Origin of the sequence: Lentzea kentuckyensis, from assembly GCF_002150765.1 — a bacterium.
GTDB classification, from domain to species: Bacteria; Actinomycetota; Actinomycetes; order Mycobacteriales; family Pseudonocardiaceae; genus Lentzea; species Lentzea kentuckyensis.
In genome coordinates this window covers 22,441-40,474 of the sequence record NZ_MUYM01000015.1, presented here as the reverse complement: position 1 = coordinate 40,474, position 18,034 = coordinate 22,441, and the positions used below count along the sequence as shown (strand labels likewise).

Genomic DNA, 18,034 nt, shown 5'->3' with positions numbered 1-18,034 from the left:
CCCCTGGCACTAAGCTGGGGGTTATGGGCGATTCGAAGGACGAGAGCGAGAAGTTCCAGGAGGAACTGATCGGCCTCGACCCCCACGACCCCGAGACGAAGGCGTTCGCCGCGCATCTCGACAAGATGAAGCGGCAGCGCCCCGGCTACACCGTCGAGGGCTACCTGGAAGGCGTGCAGGACTTCGCCGACTCGGCGAACCGCACGACCGGGCACCAGCGGCTGGTGGCCGTCATCGTCGTCGGGCTGATCCTGCTGGGCGTCATCCTCACGATCTGGTTCGCGCTGGGCGACATCCTCGCCATCATCTTCTGAACCATCTCCTGGGCCGACCCGGAGCGACTCCTTAACGAGCCCTTACGGCGGTGCGAGCCGGGCCACGACCGGGAAGCCCGGCGCCGGTGGCCGCGTTATAAAGGGACATGGAACCTGTTGTCGGCGCCACCCCGAAAGTCGTGCGTTCCGAAGAGGAATGGCGCGCCCAGCTCAACCCCGCCGAGTACGCGGTGCTGCGCCAGGCCGGTACCGAGCGTCCGTGGACGGGCGAGTACACCGAGACCAAGACCGAGGGCGTCTACGAGTGCCGTGCGTGCGGGGCCGAACTGTTCCGCAGCGACACCAAGTTCGACTCGCACTGCGGCTGGCCGTCGTTCTTCTCCCCGTTGGCCGGCGACTCGGTCATCCTGCGGGAGGACCGCGCACTCGGCATGACCCGCGTCGAGGTGCTCTGTGCCGCGTGTCACAGCCACCTCGGGCATGTTTTCGAAGGTGAGGGGTACCCGACTCCGACCGATCAGCGTTACTGCATCAACTCCGTCTCCTTGAAACTCGTTCCGTCCGAATAGGAGACTGAGTCGAGTCCGGTCGGACTGGACCGGACGGACCTGGGAGGCACAATGAACTTCTCGATCGCCCTTTGGGGTACCGACGGCGAAGGCTCCGGCGGAGTCGACGGCGGATCGTCGAGCTAGCCCGGATCGTCCAGCTGGCCAGATCGTCGATTCAGCCGATCATTGACAGAAAGCGGACAACCCTAAGGCTTCGTCAACAAGCCTTGTGAGCATGTGTCCCGGACCACACCATGGACGCCACCGAAGCACTTTCGGGGCAGTCAGGGGGTGGGTCGCATGCAGAGACCTTGGGGATTGTCCGGACCTGAGTTCCTTCAGCTCTACTGGATCGGACTGGCACTGGCCGTGCTGGTCGCGATCGTCGTTCGGGTACGCGTGCGGGCCGGCCACAGCGGCCGGCCCGTGCGCTCCCTGGACATGGACGAGCTCGCGTATCTCGCGGGCGGTCCGAGGCGCGTGGTCGAGACGGCCATCGCGCGGTTGCTCACCACGGGTGAGCTTCGCACTTCACGGCGTGGCGCCGTGCAAGCCACTTCCACCACGAAGTCGCTCAACCCGGTGGACCGCGCCGTCATCACCGACGCCCAGCGCTACACCAACCGCACCGTGAACCTGATGATCCCGGCCATGTCCGCTGACGGCGTGGTGCTGGCGATCGGCCAGCGGCTCGAGGACATGGGCCTGGTGGTCAACCCGGCGGTCGCGAAAAGCGCGCTGCGCAAGGGATCCATCGCGTTGTGGGTGCTGCTCGCGATCGGTGTCGCCCGCTGGCTCAACGGCATCACGATCGACGCGCCCGTCGGCTGGCTGACGTTGCAGCTCGTCATCACCGGCGTGCTGATCTTCGTTCTCACGCGACGCGGCAAGCATCTGCGCACCAGCAAGGGGAACAGCGTCCTGAACGCGGCCCGCACCACGAAAGGCCACGGGGCGGCGGCCTCGGAGGCTGCCCTGTACGCGGGCGCGGCGGGGGTGGTCCTGTTCGGCGGCTTGGCCATCCACCCGGATCTGGCGGTGCGCAGCGCACTGCTCGCCTCCTCCGGCTCCGGTTCGTACTCGGGCTACAGCGGGGACGGCGGCACCAGCTACAGCTCGTGTTCGAGCAGTTCTTCCTCGTGTTCGAGCGGAAGCAGTTGCGGCGGGGGCGGCGGCTGCGGTGGGGGCTGCGGCGGCGGCGGAGGCTGATCCGTTGTCCGGACTGATTCAGGTAACACCAGGAACCCAGGGGTAGATCTCACGTCGAAGATGCACTGGCACCAGTGAAGGGGAGTGCTGATGTCCAAATCTTCGACACCGCAGCAGACGGTCTGGTCCGCGGAGGAGATCGGGTTCCTGGCAGGGGGACCGGGCAGGGCGGCGGAAGCCGTGCTCGCCCGGCTGATGGACGGCGGTCTCGTGCGGGTCTCCCGCGAGGGGGTCGTGACCGCCGTCCACCAGAACGGCTACGGCGCGACGACAGCGCTGGAGGCGTACGTCCTCGCCGGGTTGCACGGCACCTCTCGGCCGATCCACCAGGTCGTCCAGGTGGCGATGCGCAGCAACGAGATGGCCGCGCTGCACCACAGCCTGATCGCCCGCTCGATGGTGCGCCCGGCGAGCGGCAAGGGCAGGGGCGGGTTCCGGGCCCTGTTGTTCGTGCTGGCCGTCGCGTCCTTCCCCGCCGCGATCCTGTTCGACGCGAAGGTGCTCGTGCTGACGGCGATCCTGCTGTTCCTCGCCGTGGTGGTCCTGCGGAACAAGGGCCGGCTCACGTCGCACGGCAAGACGGTGCTCCGGTACGCGTTCCGGAACCCGCGCAGCGGTGCGGACCACGTGGCGTTGTTCGGTCTGCGCAGGGGCAAGCACCACCAGCAAAGGTCCACTTCGCACGGTGGCGGATGCGGTAGCAGCTGCAGCAGCTCGTACGACTGGAGCCACCACAGCTGCGGCGGCACGTCGAGTTGTTCCAGCGGAAGCAGTTGTTCGTCCAGCAACTGCAACAGTTCGAGCAGCTGCAGCAGTTCTAGTAGCTGCTCCAGCAGTAGCAGCAGCTGCAGCAGTTCCAGCAGCAGCTGCAGCAGTTCCAGCAGTTGAGGGGGAATCCGATGGTCACACCGATGACCTCACAGACGACACAGCTGTCCGCGGAACAGGTCGGCTACCTGACCGCGGGACCCGGCCGGGCCGCCGAGGCCGCACTGGCCCGACTGATCGACGCGGGCCTCGTGCGGGTCTCGCGCGACGGCCTCGTCACGGCCGTGCACAGCAACAACCACGGCGCCACCACGGCGGTCGAGGCGCGGATCCTGAGCTACGCGCGCTCCGCCGTCCGGTTCGACACGATCGTGCAGTCCGCCGCGAACAGCACGGAGATGGCGCAGCTGCACCAGCACCTGCTCGACCGGCGGCTGATGCAACGCCCTCGCCGCCGCCACGAGGCGTGGTGGTTCTCCCTCGCGATCGCGGGAGGGCTGGTCCTGCTCGGTTTCAACGAACCGGCGTTCTTCATCGGTGTGCCGATCGCCCTGCTGTTCTTCACCTGGCAACGCGGCCGCGGCCCGGTCACCACGGCGGGCAAGGAGGCGCTGCGGCCGGTGAGCGCGAGTGACCGGGTGTACGCGGTGGCCCTGTACGGCTTCTGCGGCAAGGTCGGCGGCCACCGGGTCGGCGATCTCTTCGAGCTCTCGCAGAGCGTGGTCAAGATGATCCCGCTCAAGCGGCGGCGCGCACGGAAGTCCTCTTCGGACGGTGGCGGCTGCGGGTCGGCGTCGAGCTGCAGCAGCTGCGGCAGCGGATGTGGTAGCAGTAGCAGCAGTTGTTCGTCGTCGGGCAGCAGCTGTTCGTCGAGCGGCAGCAGCTGTGGCGGCGGAGGCTGCGGTGGTGGCGGAGGAGGCGACTGATGGCGGGCATCACGGACCTGGGTGTCGGCATCGGCTGGCGCTCGGAGATCGACCTGACCGTGGAACGGCTGCCCGGCGTGGACTTCGTCGAGGTCGTCGCCGAGAACCTCCACATCGGACACCTGCCGGAGTCGGTGACGCTGCTGCTGGAACGCGGCGTCCCGGTGCTCCCCCACGCCGTGTCGCTGTCGCTGGGCGGCGCGGACGAGGTCGACCTCAAGAGGGTGCAGCACCTGGGTGAGATCGCCGAGGCGGTCGGCGCGCCGATGGTGAGCGACCACGTGTGCTTCGTGCGGGCGGGCGGGCTCGACTCCGGCCACCTGATGCCGGTACCCCGCACCAGGGACGCGCTCGACGTGCTCGTCGCGAACGTCAAACTGGCACAGCGCGAGCTGCCCGTACCGCTCGCGCTGGAGAACATCGCCGCGCTGCTGGAGTGGCCGGACGGCGAGCTGTCCGAGGGGCAGTTCCTCGCCGAGCTCGTCGAACGCACGGACTGCTGGCTGCTCGTCGACGTCGCGAACCTGTACGCGAACGCCCGCAACATCGGCACGGACCCGGAACGGTTCCTCGACGAGATCCCGTTGGAGCGCCTGGCCTACGTGCACGTGGCCGGCGGCGAACAGCACGGCGACATCTACCACGACACGCACGCCCACGCGGTGCTGCCGGAGGTACTCGGCGTTCTCGACGAACTGTGCTCGCGGGTGCGGCCACCCGGCGTTCTGCTGGAGCGCGACGACAACTACCCGTCCGACTCCGAAATCGCGTCCGAACTGGCCGCGATCCGCGCCGTCGTGGACAAACACCGTGGGTGAAATGATCGACCAGAATGACATTTCGGCCGCACGCGAAAGGCTTGCCTCCCAGCAGGCCGAACTGCTAAACACTTTGCTCGCAAAAGGACCTGTTCCGGCGGGATTCGACGAACAACGAATCGCCGTCGAGCGGCGTGCGTTGCTGTCGAAACGCCGCAGCATCGTGCGGATGCTGGGCCCCGCGGTCGCCGACGAGCTCGGCGACCGGTTTCGGCCGCTCTTCGACGCCTACGCCGTCGAACATCCACGTCGGGCGGGCTCCCGGGCGCGCGAGGACGCCGCCGCGTTCGCCGAATGGTGCCGCGCTTCCGGCGAACTGGCGGTGAATCGCAAGCCGCGCTGGAAGTTCTGGCAATCGAACTGACGGGCGAACTTTTCCCCACCAAGAATCCCCCGTTCAGCCCTGTGTGACCCAAGCCACCATCGATACGTTCGAAAGCGTTGGGGGACCTTTTCGCATTGCCTTCGCTTTGCCGCGGAAGGCCTTCCGGCCTGCGCGGACCACAGCGCGCAGAAATTCGAACCATGAGGGGATTCGAATGCGCGGAAAATCCAAAGTGCTGGGTGCGGCGTTCATCGCACTCGCACTGACAGCGATGCCGGCGGTCGCCACCGCCGCACCACAGGGCAGCACCCAGAAGAAGGCGATCGACGAGGTCACGCTCGTCACCGGCGACAAGGTCCTGCTGGGACAGGGACAGCAGGTCGTCGCGATCCGGCCCGGTGAGGGTCGCCAGGGCATGAAGTTCAAGACGCACCGCGGTACCGACGGCCACACGACGGTCGTCCCGAAGGACGCGCTCGGGCCCCTGGCGGCGGGCCGGCTCGACCGCAGACTCTTCGACGTCACCACGTTGCTGGAGTTCGGCTACCGCGACCGGATGCCGTTGATCGTGGACGGTCAGGCCAGACTCGCCGCGCGCTCCTCCAACGACTGGAGCGCTCTCAAGGCCGAGACCGACTCCGGTGACAAGGTCTGGCTGGACGGCATCCGCAAGCCCAGCCTGGACCGCAGCGTGGCCCAGATCGGCGCGCCGGCCGCCCACCAGCGCGGCATCACCGGCAAGGGGGTCAAGGTCGCCATCGTCGACACCGGTGTCGACGAGAAGCACCCCGACCTCGTGGGTCAGCAGATCGCGGAGAAGAACTTCACCACCGACCCCGACAACACCGACAACGTCGGCCACGGCACGCACGTCGGCTCGACCGTCGCGAGCCACGACTCGAAGTACGGCGGCGTCGCACCGGGCGCGCAGCTGATCGACGCCAAGGTCTGCGTCGAGTTCGGCTGCCAGGAGTCCTGGATCCTCGACGGCATGCGCTGGGCCGCCGAGCAGGGCGCCCAGGTCGTCAACATGAGCCTCGGTGGTGGCGACACCCCCGAGATCGACCCGCTCGAGCAGGCGGTCAACGAGCTGACCGCCCAGTACGGCACGTTGTTCGTGATCGCGGCGGGCAACTCCGGTTCGCCGGGCACCGTCAGCTCGCCCAGCACCGCCGAAGCCGCGCTGTCGGTCGGCGCGGTGGACCGCGACGACTCGCTCGCCTTCTTCTCCAGCAAGGGCCCTCGCGTTGGAGACAGCGGCCTCAAGCCCGAGGTGACCGCACCGGGCGTCGGCATCGTCGCGGCCAAGGCGGGCACCAACGGCGAGCACCTCGCGGCGAGCGGCACGTCCATGGCGACGCCGCACGTGGCGGGCGCGGCGGCGTTGCTGAAGTCGCAGCACCCGGAATGGACGCCGGCGCAGCTCAAGTCGGCGCTGGCCACCACGGCCAAGCCGACGGCGGGCGTCAGCGCGTTCGACCAGGGTGCGGGCCGCATCGACGTGTCGAAGGCGATCAACCAGGTGCTGACCGCCGACGTCGTCGCGGTGAACCTCGGCCGGCACGAGTGGCCGCACGGTGACGACAAGCCGGAGACCAAGGCGATCACCTACAACAACCCGACCGACGCGGCGATCACGCTCGACGTGAAACTGACCAGCGGTGCGCCGCAGGGCATGTTCTCGCTCGGCGCCACGAAGGTCACGGTCCCCGCCAAGGGCACCGCGTCGGTCAACGTCACCGGTGACACCCGCGTCGGCACCCAGGACGCCGCGTACACCGGCGAGGTCGTCGCCACGTCCGGCACGCACACCGTCCGCACGCTCGTCGGCGTCGACCGCGAGGTCGAGAGCTACACCCTCACCATCGACCTGACCGCCAAGGACGGGCAGGACCCGGCGAGCGCCATGACGTTCATCGACGGCCTGGACACCAGGGGGTTCAAGGCGATCTTCGGCGCCGGTGACCAGAAGGTCCGCCTGCCGAAGGGCACCTACTCGGTCGAGTCGACGCTGAGCTCCGCACAGGGCCTCGACCTGGTGCTCCAGCCGACCGTGAAGCTGACCGGCGACCTGACGATCAAGCAGGACGCCCGGCTCGCGCAGCCGCTGTCGGTGAAGGCACCGGAAGCCACCGGCAACTTCGTGGCAGGTGAGCTCGCCTACCGGCGCGTGTACGGCCAGCAGATCGTGCAGGCGGGCCTGGTCTCGTTCGCCGGTTTCGAGGGCATCTCGGCGGCCCAGGTCGGCGGACCGCTCTCACCGAACGAGCTGTCGTCGCTGGCGACGCTGCACGCGAACACCGTGGCTGACGCGAGCGTCTACTACCGGTTGTCCTACCCGTTCGGCGGCAGCCTGCCGAACGGCCTCAACCGCGCACCGGCCAAGAGCGACCTGGCTCGCGTCGAGGCCACCATCGGCGGTCTCAAGCCGGACAGCGTGGCGAGCAAGGGCGAGTTGCCGATGTCGGTGTACGGCCTGGGCGGCGGTTCGGCGCTCTACCAGGTGCCGGCGGGCAGCAAGGCGGTCGACTACGTGACGACCGAGGACGTGCGCTGGCAGTCGATCGTGAGCATCACCCACGCGAACGGCGCCGGTGAGCAGACCGTCTCCGGACTCCGCACGTACGAGGCCGGCAAGACCTACCAGGAGCGGGAGAACCAGCCGGTGTTCTCGCCGGCGCTGCCCGAGGCCCCGTACCCGTACGGCCAGCGGTCCGGCACGCAGCTGTACGTCAGCGTTCCGATGCTGAGCGACGCGAACAACGGCCAGGGTGGCTCCACTGTGGACAGCTTCAAGGCCTCCCTCTACCGCAACGGTGCGCTGATCGGGGAGAACGACGGCAGCCCCTTCCAGAACGTGCCGCTGCCGGAGGCCGACTTCCGCGTGGAGGCGAACCTCGACCGGAGCTCGCAGTTCGAGTTCACCAGCAAGGTGTCCGGGGTGTGGACGTTCAGGTCCAAGGGCGTGCCGGGCGAGGTCAGCACCATTCCGTTGAACGTCGTGCGGTTCATGCCCAAGCTCGACGACAACGGCGCGGTGCCCGCGGGCACGTTGCAGCGCATCGGTTTGCTCACCCAGTCCAGCGGCGACACGGGCAAGGTGCGCATCACCGGCGTGCAGTACTCGCACGACGACGGCAAGTCGTGGCGCAACGCGGGTGTGGTCGGCAACAGCGCGTTGATCTACCACCCGGCGGGCGCCAAGTGGACCTCGTTGAAGGCCACGGCGAAGGACGCCAAGGGCAACACGGTCGAGATCACCGTGATCCACGCCTACAAGGTGGCGTAGTGCAGTGACGGAAAAGGGCCGCCCTCCACGGGGCGGCCCTTTTTCTCGTTGCTACGGCAGGTTCGTGACGAGCTCGGCCGCCGGAATGCGCGTGCCCGTGTAGAACGGGATCTCCTCGCGCACGTGCAGCCGCGCTTCGGTGCCACGCAGGTGACGCATCAGGTCGACGATCCGGTGCAGCTCGTCCGCCTCGAACGCGAGCAGCCACTCGTAGTCGCCCAGCGCGAACGACGCGACGGTGTTCGCGCGCACGTCCGGGAAGTCGCGGGCTTCCTTGCCGTGGTCCGCCAGCATCTTGCGGCGGTCCTCCTCCGGCAGCAGGTACCACTCGTAGGAGCGCACGAACGGGTAGACGCACACGTACTTGCGCGCTTCCTCACCCGCGAGGAACGCGGGGATGTGGCTGCGGTTGAACTCCGCCGGGCGGTGCAGGGCGACCTGCGACCAGACCGGCGTGGAGACCTTGCCGAGCGGGGTGCGGCGGAAGCCCGTGTAGGCGGCCTGCACCTGCTCGATCTCCTCGGCGTGCCACCAGATCATGAAGTCCGCGTCGGCCCGCAGACCGGCCAGGTCGTAGACGCCGCGGACGACGACGCCCTTGCCCTCCAACGCGTCCAGGTAGCTCTGGGTCTCGTTCGCGGCCGCTGAACGGTCCTCCGGCAGCTTGCCGGGTTCGACCCGGAACACAGACCACATCGTGTAGCGGATGGTGTCGTTGAGCTCGTTGTAGTTCAGGCGCGCCATACGTCCATCTTGGCACGGGCCGCTCAACGCCGAACGCGGCCCAGCAGGTGTGCTGCGACACGGGCGGCGGCCGCGTCCGCGGTGGCGATGCACGCGGGTACGCCGACGCCGTGCAGCGTGGCGCCCGCCACGGCGAGGCCCGGTACGTCGGCGATGCCCCGCTCGATCGTGTCGACCAGGTCGACGTGCCCGACGCCGTACTGCGGCAGCCCGCCGCCCCAGCGTTGCACCACGTAGTCGATGGGCGCCGCCGTGACGCCGGTCAGTTCGTGCAGGTCGTTGCGCACGGCTTTGACCAGGTCGGCGTCGCTGCGCTGCAGCAGCGCCGTCTCGCCGTGCCTGCCGACCGAACCGCGCAGCACGACCGGTCCGCCGTAGTGGGACCACTTGCGGCTGGAGAACGTGAACGCCTTGGCGGTGAACGGGGTGATGCGGTCGCTGTACCGCTCCCCCTCCGCGATCAGGACGCCGGAGCGGTCCGGCAGCACGGTGCCCGGCGGCAGCGCCAGCGCGACCACGGCCATCGAGGCGACCTCGACCTTGCCGTACGCGGCGGACACCTGCGGCGCGATCTCGGACAGCAGCTTGCGCGCGGACGGGGCAGGGACCGCGAGCACGACACCGTCGCACTCCAGGTACTCCGGGGTCGCGGCCGAGCCGATCTCCAGCCGCCAGCCGTCGCCCTGCCACGACAGCACGCGGACCGGCAGGCCCAGCCGGACCTCCGGCTTCGCGACCTCGGCGAGCCGGTCGACCAGCGTCTGGACGCCGCTGCTCAGCGACGCGAACACCGGCGGGCGCGCGGCACGGGGCTGCGGCGGCGCGGGCATCATCATCGCGGCGGCCGCGAGCAACGAGCCGACGCCCTTGTCCAGCAGCGTCGCGATCTGCGGCATCGTGGCGCGCAGGCCCAGCTCGTCCGCCCGGCCCGCGTAGACCCCGCCCAGCAGCGGGCTCACCAGCCGGTCGCCGACCTCCGGGCCGAACCTGTCCTTCACGAGCGCGCCGACGGCGACGTCGCCACCCCTGAGCTCGATCGGCGGCAGCGTCGGTTCCATCTCGACCCGCAGCGCGCCCTCGGACGACAGCATGTGCCGCACGGTCTCGACGCTCGCCGGAACGCCCATGAACGTGTGCGCGGGCAGCTGGTGCGTGCGCCTGGCCGCGTGGACGCTCGCCTTCGCCCCCGTCGGGTGCACGACGTGGTCCTGCAGCCCGACCTCGGCGATCAGCTCCTGCGCCTCGGGCTTGCGATGCAGGAACGCCTCCGCGCCCACGTCGAAGCGCACGCCACCGAGTTCGATGGTGCGCAGCTTGCCGCCGAGGCGGTCGGACTGCTCGATCACCGTGATCCTGGCCGCCGGGCCGAGCAGCATCCGCAACCGGTGCGCGGCGGCCAGGCCGGAGATACCTCCCCCGACGACGGCGACATGCGGCGCTCTTGCGTGCATTACAAGCTGTGGATCAGTTCGACGGTCCGGGTGATGATCTCCGGATCGGTGTCGGGGAGCACGCCGTGGCCGAGGTTGAAGATGTGGCCGGCGGCGGCCTTGCCCTCGGCGTGGATGCGGCGCACCTCGCGTTCGACGGCGTCGAAGCCCGCGAAGAACAACGCCGGGTCGAGGTTGCCCTGCACGACCGGCTTCGGCAGTTCCGGAGCGGCCTGCTCGAGGCGCTCGACCGCGACGTCCAGCGGGATCCGCCAGTCGACGCCGACGACGTCCGCGCCGGCCTCGCGCATGGCGGGCAGCAGCTCACCGGTGCCGACGCCGAAGTGGATGCGCGGCACGGTGGAGATCGTCTCGAGCACGCGCTTCGAGTGCGGCAGCACGAACTCGCGGTAGTCGCGCTCGGACAGCGCGCCAGCCCACGAGTCGAACAGCTGGACCGCCTGCACGCCCGCGTCGAGCTGCGCGTGCAGGAACGCCGCCGTGACGTCCGCGATCTTGGCGAGCAGCGCGTGCCACAGCTCGGGGTTGCCGTGCATGAGCGCCTTGGTGCGCTCGTGGTTCTTGCTCGGCCCGCCCTCGACGAGGTAGGAGGCGAGCGTGAACGGCGCGCCGGCGAACCCGATCAGGGCGACCTCGGCCGGCAGTTCCTTGAGCAGCAACCCGATGGCGTCCGCGACCGGCTGGACCTGCTCGGCGTGCAGCTCGGGGAGCGCTTTCACGTCGTCGAGCGTCCGGACCGGGTTCGCGACCACGGGACCGGTGCCCGCGACGATGTCGAGGTCGACACCGGCCGCCTTGAGAGGCACCACGATGTCGGAGAAGAGGATCGCGCCGTCGACGCCGTGCCGCCGGATCGGCTGCATGGTGATCTCGCAGACCATCTGCGGGTCCATGCAGGCGTCGAGCATCGCGGTGCCCTGGCGAAGTGCCCGGTACTCGGGCAACGACCGTCCCGCCTGCCTCATGAACCAGACAGGGGTGTGCGACGGGGTGCCGCCACTTGCGGCCACGAGGAGGGGAACTTGTGCGCTCATATCGCTTTCATGGTCCCACGCCCCGGCGTGCCGCCGTCACTCGGTCGGTTTGCGAGGCATACAGTCAGTTGTGTGACCGAGCCGGAAATCTTCCGCCGGGCGGTGGGGACGCTCAAGTCGGTTCGCCACAGGCCCGAGATCGAACTCACCGAAGTTCGCCCACCGCAGCGGCTCGCTCCGTGGGCGTACGCGCTGACGGCGGAGGTCACCGGCCCGTCGGACGAGCTGTCGACCGGGAGGCTCGTGCTGCTGCACGACCCGGACGGCGACGAGGCGTGGGGCGGTGTCCTGCGCGTTGTGGCGTACGTGCGCGTCGAACTGGACCACGAGCTCGCGTCGGACCCCCTGTTGCCCGAGGTCGGGTGGTCGTGGCTGACCGAGGCGCTGGAGCAGTCCGGGGCCGGGTTCACCGCGCTGGGCGGCACCGTGACGCAGACGTCGTCGGCGCGGTTCGGCGACATCGCGGGACCGGCTCGCACGGATGATCTGGAGCTGCGCGCGTCGTGGACCGCGCTCGACGGAGAACTCGCCGAGCACGGCACCGCGTTCTACGAGCTGATGGCGACAGCCGTGGGGCTGCCGCCGGTCGGCGTCACCATGTTCGGACAGCGCCAGCCTTAGCGGGGCCTCAGTCGGCCTCGTCGAGGACGCGCAGGATGTTCGCGCCCGCGAGCTTCGCGCAGTCGTCCTCGGACCAGCCCCTGTCGAGCAGCGCGCCGATGAGGTTCGGGTAGGTCGAGACGTCCTCGAGCCCCCGCGGGAGCGACTTCACGCCGTCGTAGTCGCCACCGAGACCGATGTGGTCGATGCCGACGACCTCACGCGCGTGCTCGACGTGCTTGACGACGTCGTCGAGAGTGGCGCCCGGCTTCGGGTTGTCCACCGACCACTTCTCGCTGAACGTCTTGCGCTCCCCCATGTCGGCATGGCTCGCGCCGGCGGAGGTCATCGCGTCACGAAGGGCTGCGTCCCATTCAGCGACACGCGGTGACACGAAGTCCGGAACGAATGTGATCATGGCCACACCGCCGTTGGCCCTCAGTTTGACCAGAACGTCGTCCGGGATGTTGCGCGGATGGTCCGCGACGTGGCGGCACGACGAGTGGCTGAAGATGACGGGCTTGACGCTCGTGTCGAGCGCCGCGTGCATCGTGCTGGGCGCGACGTGGCTCAGGTCGACGAGCATGCCGATCCGGTTCATCTCGCGCACGACGTCGCGGCCGAACTCGGTGAGGCCGCCGTGTTCCGGCTGGTCAGTGGCACTGTCGGCCCACGGCGTGTTGTCGTTGTGGGTGAGCGTCATGTAGCGGACGCCCAGCCGGCGCAGGGCCCGCAGAACACCGAGTGAAGAGTTGATGGAATGTCCGCCCTCCGCCCCCAGGAGGGACGCGACACGCCCGGACGCGAAAACTTTTTCAGCCTCCGCGGCGGTGGTCGCGATGGCGAGGTGATCGGAGTACCGGCCGGCCAGTTCGTAGACCAGTTCGACCTGCTCCAGCACCGCCGTGACGGCTCCGTCGCCGGCGAGCCTGCCGGGAATCCAGACGGACCAGAACTGCATCCCCAAGCCGCCCTCGCGCATTTTCACGATGTCGGTGTGCAGGCTGGGATGACGTTCCGTGAGATCGATCTTGGCGGCCGTCGTGTAGACGTCCTCGCCAGTTCCCTCGCCGAACTCGCGCAGAGCCCACGGAAGATCGTTGTGGCCGTCGACGAGGGGCACACGCTGGAGCAATGCCCGCGCTCGCTCGTGACCAGAACTGCTCGACACAACCAACTCCTAGATGTCGCTCCGAGAGGGGTCCGCGTTACACCCCCTATCTAGTTGTCATCCAATCGTGTGACACATGAGGCCATCTGTCACAACTCAATAGGGATAGATACCCGATTGATCGTCCCGTAGACCCGCATGGGCGGCTACGCTGCCCCAGACGACACCACTTTCGGTCGATCAGTGGCGCGGCTGATTGGACGAAAGTCTCCGGTGCCGGTCGGGGGGCACGACCGACTCCAGGGAGGTAGTGACGTGGCTGCCGTCGGCTTAGGTCAGGCCGTTCGTACCACGCCAGCCGGCTCGTTGCCGGCGAACATGGTCCCGCACCCGCGGGAAGAGCTTTTTTCAGTGCTGGTGGTCGACGACCACCCACTGCTGAGGGAGGCGATATCAGCTCGGCTCACCCAAATGGGAGCCGGGACAGTGCATGAGGCCGCATCGGTGGCAGAGGCTCGGGCGCGGGCACTTGCAACCGGACCGTGCGACCTCGCGATCCTCGATCTGGGCCTGCCGGATGGCACCGGCATCGACCTGGTCACGGAACTCCGTGCCCAGGGCTGGCCCCGCATCGTGGTCCTCGCATCCTCCGACGACCCCTACGCGGTCAGGTCGGCCTTCCAGGCGGGCGCCCAGGCGTACCTCCTGAAGTCCGCCTCTCCGATGGTGGTCACCGACGGGGTGCGCCGGGTTCTCGATGGCGGCGTTTACGCAGATCCGAGCGTGGCACCAGTACTCGCAGCGGGTACTCGGGTGCCGGGCACCGACAACACGCCGCGGGAACTCTCCGCGCGTGAGGTCGAGGTGCTCCAGCTGGTCGCCGATGGCCAGAGCAACAAGGAAATCGGCGAGGCTCTGAGCCTGTCCGCGTTGACGGTGAAGTCTCACCTGTCGCGGATCGGCCGGAAGCTGGGCACCGGGGATCGCGCTCAGATGGTCGCGCTGGCCATGCGTGCCGGCGTGATCCGTTAGATACCGGTTTGAAGCACTGAACCGGCCGAGAACACCTGTGAGTGGTGCGATCGTCGTAGGGTCATCCGCTGTGGATGTACCCGCCGACGAGCCAACCGCACCAACCGGACCAGATCCGGTACCGCTGACGGAACCTGCTGATGGGGTCCCGCCCGTGGTCGCCGATCCTGCTGCGCTCCGGCGAGCCGCTGACGCGCTCGCCGGGGCGAAGGGCCCGGTCGCGGTGGATACCGAGCGAGCCTCGGGCTACCGCTACTCACAGCGTGCCTATCTGGTGCAACTGCGCCGGGAAGGCGCCGGCACATGGTTGGTCGACCCGATCGCCCTGGGCGGACGGCTCGACCCGCTGGTGCGGGCGCTGGATGGCACTGAGTGGGTGTTGCACGCGGCGTCTCAGGACCTGCCGTGCCTCGCCGAACTCGGGCTGCGACCCGGCGTGCTGTTCGACACCGAGCTGGCGGGCAGGCTGGCTGGGTTCGAACGCGTGGCATTGGGCACGCTGGTCGAGCGACTGCTCGGCTATCGGCTGGAGAAGGGGCACGGCGCGGCCGACTGGTCGCGCCGCCCCCTTCCTGCCGACTGGCTGACGTATGCCGCTCTGGACGTGGAGCTGCTCGTGCAGCTGCGCGACGTTCTCGAAACCGAGCTGGAGCGCCAGGGCAAACTCGCCTGGGCGCTCGAGGAGTTCGAGGCGGTACGGACGGCGCCATTGCCGCGCCCCCGTACCGACCCCTGGCGGCGCACGTCGGGTATCCACCGCGTGCGCAACCAGCGGCAACTGGCCCTGGTCCGCTCCCTCTGGGAAGCCCGTGACGCAGTGGCCCGTGAACGCGACATCGCCCCCGGCCGAGTCCTCCCGGACTCCGCCCTGATGGAGGCGGCCGCCCGCAACCCGGCCTCAGAAGCCGAACTGCTCTCGCTGCCGGTCTTCCGCGGCCGAGCCCAGCGCCGCATGTCCGGCGTCTGGATGAACGCCCTGCGCAAGGCAGCGGCGCTGGCCAAGTCGGACCTCCCGGAACCCGCGGGCCAGCACGACGGCCCGCCCCCGCCCAACCGCTGGGCGGACAAGGACCCGGACGCCGCCGCCCGCCTGGCCGCGGCCCGCACCGGTCTGGCCACGATCGCCGAGGCCAACACCCTGCCGGTGGAGAACCTCCTGCTGCCCGACCTGGTGCGCCGCACCTGCTGGCAGCCGCCAGAGGATCTCTCCCCCGAATCCGTGGCCGCCGTGCTGCGCGAGGGCGGGGCCCGGTCGTGGCAGATCGAGCTCACGCTCGAAGCGATGGCCAAGGCACTGACGGCGACAGCACCGCCGCCGGCCAGCTGATATCCGATATATCAATCGAGCTGCGCGTTGACGGCGGCCTCGACGTGCTCCCGGCCGGACAGGCCGAGTGCACCGCCGAGCGCCGCCGTCAGCGCGTCGAACGGCGTCGTCGGACGTGGCGGCGCTGAAGAGGGCGTTGAAGAGCCGGTCGAGGACCGAGCTGGAGGAGTTCACCGAGGACATGGCCGAGCACCTGACGCCGGACGACCACAGCGACCTCGGCAGGGAGCTGCACGACGGCCTCGTCGTGGCCCTCCCGCACCGCCACGTCCGATGATCGGCACCGACCGGCTGGACCTGCTCCCGCTCCGGCCCGAGCACGCCGCGGAGATGGCCGAGGTCCTGTCCGACCCGGCGCTGCACACGTTCATCGGCGGCACCCCGCTCGACCCGGCCGCCCTCCGAGCCCGCTACGAACGGCTGGCCGCGGGCTCACCCGACCCGGCCCAGCGCTGGCTGAACTGGGTGATCCACCTCCGCGACGAGAACTGCCTCGTCGGCACCGTCCAGGCGACGATCGCCGACGAGGTCGCCGAGATCGCGTGGGTCGTCGGCACGCCGTGGCAGGGCCGCGGTATCGCGGGTGAGGCCGCAGGAGGTCTGGTCGGCTGGCTCGGCACCCAGCCGGTGCACACGGTCGTGGCGCACGTCCACCCAGAGCACCACGCGTCCGCCGCCGTCGCCGCCTCCGCCGGACTGACCTCCACCGGCGAACTGCACGACGGCGAGGTCCGCTGGCAGCGACGGCTCTGACAGCCCGACGTTGGCGAGACAGTCGCCCGCGCGACGGCCTCGAAGCCCGTCCGGCGCGGTTCCCCGTCCACCTGCTCCACCTCGGGACCTCTCCGACCGGACGCCCGGTCTTTCACCGCTCCGGATCGGCCCTTGCAACGAGTCTTTTGCGGACGAAGTCCAAAGAGCCATTGCTAAGGCGCAGCTCACGCGGCGTTGGCCTCCAGCCAGGGGACGATCGCGGCGATGAAGCCGTCGGGGTTGGTCATGGGGCGGCCGTTCATGGTGGCCACCAGGTGACCGATGCCGAACAGGGCGTCCCAGGTGCGGGCACGGCGATATATCGCGGCGGGGACGGCGCGGCGGACGTTGTCCCACCCGTGCCAGGCCATCTGCGCGGCGTCGACGGCGGGGTCGGCGGGCATGGCCATGTCCCAGTCGAGGACGCCGAGCAGCTTTCCGTCCGCCGACCAGTGCACGTTGGAGCCACTGAGATCGCCGTGCACGAGGGCGTCCGGCACGGGTTCGAGGGCCAGCACGGCGTCCAGGCGCCGCCGTCCCTCGGCCTGCCAGCGAGCGGGCAGGCGGGGAATGATCTCCTCGGCGACGATCGCCGACCACGACGGCCCCTTGGCCCGGTCGTCCAGGACCGCCAGCAGCGAGTCGTCCAGCGGCACGGAGCTCACGGCCGCCAGCACCTCGGCGACCTGCGCCGGATCGCCGGCTCCCTCGGGCAGGGCGACCCCGTCGACCCACGACACGGCGACGGCGGCCCGATCACCGAACATGGTCACGGGCGTGAGCGGCTCCGGAACCTGGAACGGCAGGCCGGCGGAAGCCAGCTGCCGCAACACCTCCACCCGCCGGGGCATCGACGCGGCGGCGAGCGGCCGCTTGCTGACCCGGACTGCGGCGACACCCGGGATCAGCAGCACGTGGTGGATGTTGCCGTCAGCCGCGACGACGGCGTCGTCCAGCCGTACGCCGGGCAGCAGAACAGAGGCGATGGCCGGCAGGTCCGGGGCAGTCTCGAGCACGCCCAAAACCTAGCTTCTGCCGGCACTCACACAAGATCTTAACCAATATATTGGATATCAGCTCTCGGCGCCGGGGCCGATCACGTCGCGCGACACCTGGGCGTGCGCGAGCCGCCGGACGGCCTTGAGGACGGTGTCGCCGATGAGCGTGCCGATGACCATCGCCTCGATGACGTCGTCGTGTGCCCCGCGGCGGACGACGTACTCGAGGTCGGCTCGCGCGATGGTCTTCATCGCCTCCAGGTAGGGGTCGAGGAGCTCGGGGAAGTGGTCGTGGCCGACCGAGCGCGCCGCGGAGAGTGCGGCCGCGAGCATGTGGGTCACGTTGCTCTCGGTGACGTCGACGCACTCGGTTTCACCCTGCCGCACGAAGAACGCCTGGACGTCCTCGATCGCGAGCGGGTCGAGTTCCACCGAGCCCGGCTGGCTGATGGCCTCCTGCACGGCGCCGAGCTTGTTGTGCAGCGAGTCGTCGCGGGTGTCGACGGCGGTGAGAACCTCGCGGACGGCCGCGATGGACAGGCCGCCGACGTCCACGAGCGCGCGCACCAGCCGGAGTCGACGGAGGTGTTCGTCGTCGTAGTGGGCCTGGTTCGGGCTGGTCAGCACGCCGGCCGGCAGCAGTCCCTCACGCAGGTAGTACTTGATCGTCGGCACCGGGACGCCGCTTCTCTTCGAAAGCTCGCCAACACGCATATGGATAGTGTACCTTTCCGATAGCGGAGAGTACCGCTATCCATTCGTCGCAGGGGGCTCAGATGTTGAAGACCGCATACCGGTGGCACCGGCCGTTAATGCTCTTCAC

Annotated in this window: 19 protein-coding genes; 13 read left to right on the top strand and 6 right to left on the bottom strand. The window is 69.2% G+C overall.

What is annotated here, in order from left to right; translation table 11 throughout:
- The first annotated feature begins 23 nt into the window (after positions 1-23).
- The 8 genes from B0F77_RS08525 to B0F77_RS08490 all read left to right on the top strand — a co-directional run bounded on the left by B0F77_RS08525 (position 24) and on the right by B0F77_RS08490 (position 8,161).
- Entirely contained in the window at positions 24-314 is a 291-nt protein-coding gene (locus B0F77_RS08525; RefSeq protein ID WP_086662260.1) for a hypothetical protein, read from the top strand.
- Between the two features lie 107 nt (positions 315-421).
- Complete coding sequence (gene msrB / locus B0F77_RS08520; protein WP_086662259.1) at positions 422-844, top strand: peptide-methionine (R)-S-oxide reductase MsrB; 423 nt, start codon at positions 422-424, stop codon at positions 842-844.
- 282 nt (positions 845-1,126) lie between these two features.
- Positions 1,127-2,035, top strand: coding sequence for a TIGR04222 domain-containing membrane protein (locus tag B0F77_RS08515; RefSeq protein ID WP_086662258.1), 909 nt, complete (start codon positions 1,127-1,129; stop codon positions 2,033-2,035).
- A gap of 90 nt (positions 2,036-2,125) precedes the next feature.
- The gene (locus B0F77_RS08510; protein ID WP_086662458.1) at positions 2,126-2,923 is read left to right on the top strand and encodes a TIGR04222 domain-containing membrane protein; all 798 of its coding nucleotides are present in this window, start codon (positions 2,126-2,128) and stop codon (positions 2,921-2,923) included.
- A 23-nt stretch (positions 2,924-2,946) separates the two neighbouring features.
- The gene (locus tag B0F77_RS08505; protein ID WP_158102647.1) at positions 2,947-3,729 is read left to right on the top strand and encodes a TIGR04222 domain-containing membrane protein; all 783 of its coding nucleotides are present in this window, start codon (positions 2,947-2,949) and stop codon (positions 3,727-3,729) included.
- Positions 3,729-4,547, top strand: a complete 819-nt coding sequence (locus tag B0F77_RS08500; RefSeq protein ID WP_086662256.1) for an MbnB/TglH/ChrH family RiPP precursor modification enzyme — start codon at positions 3,729-3,731, stop codon at positions 4,545-4,547. Before B0F77_RS08505 ends, B0F77_RS08500 begins: the two co-directional genes overlap by 1 nt.
- A 1-nt stretch (position 4,548) precedes the next feature.
- Positions 4,549-4,911: an SCO6045 C-terminal-like domain-containing protein gene (locus B0F77_RS08495; protein ID WP_086662255.1), complete on the top strand. Its 363-nt coding sequence runs from the start codon at positions 4,549-4,551 to the stop codon at positions 4,909-4,911.
- A 175-nt stretch (positions 4,912-5,086) separates the two neighbouring features.
- Entirely contained in the window at positions 5,087-8,161 is a 3,075-nt protein-coding gene (locus B0F77_RS08490) for a S8 family peptidase (protein ID WP_086662254.1), read from the top strand.
- A 51-nt stretch (positions 8,162-8,212) separates the two neighbouring features.
- Here the strand turns inward: B0F77_RS08490 and hemQ are convergent, their stop codons facing one another.
- The 3 genes from hemQ to hemE are packed head-to-tail and all read right to left on the bottom strand — an operon-like array spanning position 8,213 to position 11,390.
- Positions 8,213-8,905 (bottom strand): hydrogen peroxide-dependent heme synthase, encoded by a 693-nt coding sequence (gene hemQ / locus B0F77_RS08485; protein WP_086662253.1) that lies wholly within the window; start codon positions 8,903-8,905, stop codon positions 8,213-8,215.
- A gap of 23 nt (positions 8,906-8,928) precedes the next feature.
- Positions 8,929-10,356, bottom strand: a complete 1,428-nt coding sequence (hemG, locus tag B0F77_RS08480) for a protoporphyrinogen oxidase (RefSeq protein WP_086662252.1) — start codon at positions 10,354-10,356, stop codon at positions 8,929-8,931.
- Positions 10,356-11,390 (bottom strand): uroporphyrinogen decarboxylase, encoded by a 1,035-nt coding sequence (hemE, locus tag B0F77_RS08475; protein ID WP_086662251.1) that lies wholly within the window; start codon positions 11,388-11,390, stop codon positions 10,356-10,358. Before hemE ends, hemG begins: the two co-directional genes overlap by 1 nt.
- Positions 11,391-11,462: 72 nt before the next feature.
- Between hemE and B0F77_RS08470 the strand changes: the two genes are divergently transcribed.
- The gene (locus B0F77_RS08470; RefSeq protein ID WP_245847888.1) at positions 11,463-12,011 is read left to right on the top strand and encodes a DUF3000 domain-containing protein; all 549 of its coding nucleotides are present in this window, start codon (positions 11,463-11,465) and stop codon (positions 12,009-12,011) included.
- Between the two features lie 7 nt (positions 12,012-12,018).
- Here B0F77_RS08470 and B0F77_RS08465 read toward each other — a convergent pair whose 3' ends face one another.
- Positions 12,019-13,161, bottom strand: a complete 1,143-nt coding sequence (locus B0F77_RS08465) for a dipeptidase (protein ID WP_086662249.1) — start codon at positions 13,159-13,161, stop codon at positions 12,019-12,021.
- Between the two features lie 255 nt (positions 13,162-13,416).
- On the opposite strand from B0F77_RS08465, the gene B0F77_RS08460 reads away from it, so the two are divergent.
- From B0F77_RS08460 to B0F77_RS08450, 4 genes are all read left to right on the top strand, one after another.
- Positions 13,417-14,133 carry a response regulator gene (locus tag B0F77_RS08460; protein ID WP_015099292.1) on the top strand — a complete coding sequence of 239 codons (717 nt, stop codon included), beginning with the start codon at positions 13,417-13,419 and terminating at the stop codon, positions 14,131-14,133.
- 70 nt (positions 14,134-14,203) lie between these two features.
- Positions 14,204-15,460 (top strand): ribonuclease D, encoded by a 1,257-nt coding sequence (locus B0F77_RS08455; protein ID WP_086662248.1) that lies wholly within the window; start codon positions 14,204-14,206, stop codon positions 15,458-15,460.
- 115 nt (positions 15,461-15,575) lie between these two features.
- Positions 15,576-15,737, top strand: a complete 162-nt coding sequence (locus tag B0F77_RS47775) for a hypothetical protein (RefSeq protein WP_158102646.1) — start codon at positions 15,576-15,578, stop codon at positions 15,735-15,737.
- Positions 15,734-16,213 carry a GNAT family N-acetyltransferase gene (locus tag B0F77_RS08450; protein WP_086662247.1) on the top strand — a complete coding sequence of 160 codons (480 nt, stop codon included), beginning with the start codon at positions 15,734-15,736 and terminating at the stop codon, positions 16,211-16,213. Before B0F77_RS47775 ends, B0F77_RS08450 begins: the two co-directional genes overlap by 4 nt.
- Positions 16,214-16,398: 185 nt before the next feature.
- Here B0F77_RS08450 and B0F77_RS08445 read toward each other — a convergent pair whose 3' ends face one another.
- Positions 16,399-17,229 carry an aminoglycoside phosphotransferase family protein gene (locus tag B0F77_RS08445; RefSeq protein ID WP_086662457.1) on the bottom strand — a complete coding sequence of 277 codons (831 nt, stop codon included), beginning with the start codon at positions 17,227-17,229 and terminating at the stop codon, positions 16,399-16,401.
- A 57-nt stretch (positions 17,230-17,286) separates the two neighbouring features.
- Positions 17,287-17,925, bottom strand: coding sequence for a MerR family transcriptional regulator (locus B0F77_RS08440; RefSeq protein ID WP_086662246.1), 639 nt, complete (start codon positions 17,923-17,925; stop codon positions 17,287-17,289).
- Positions 17,926-18,034 lie beyond the last annotated feature (109 nt).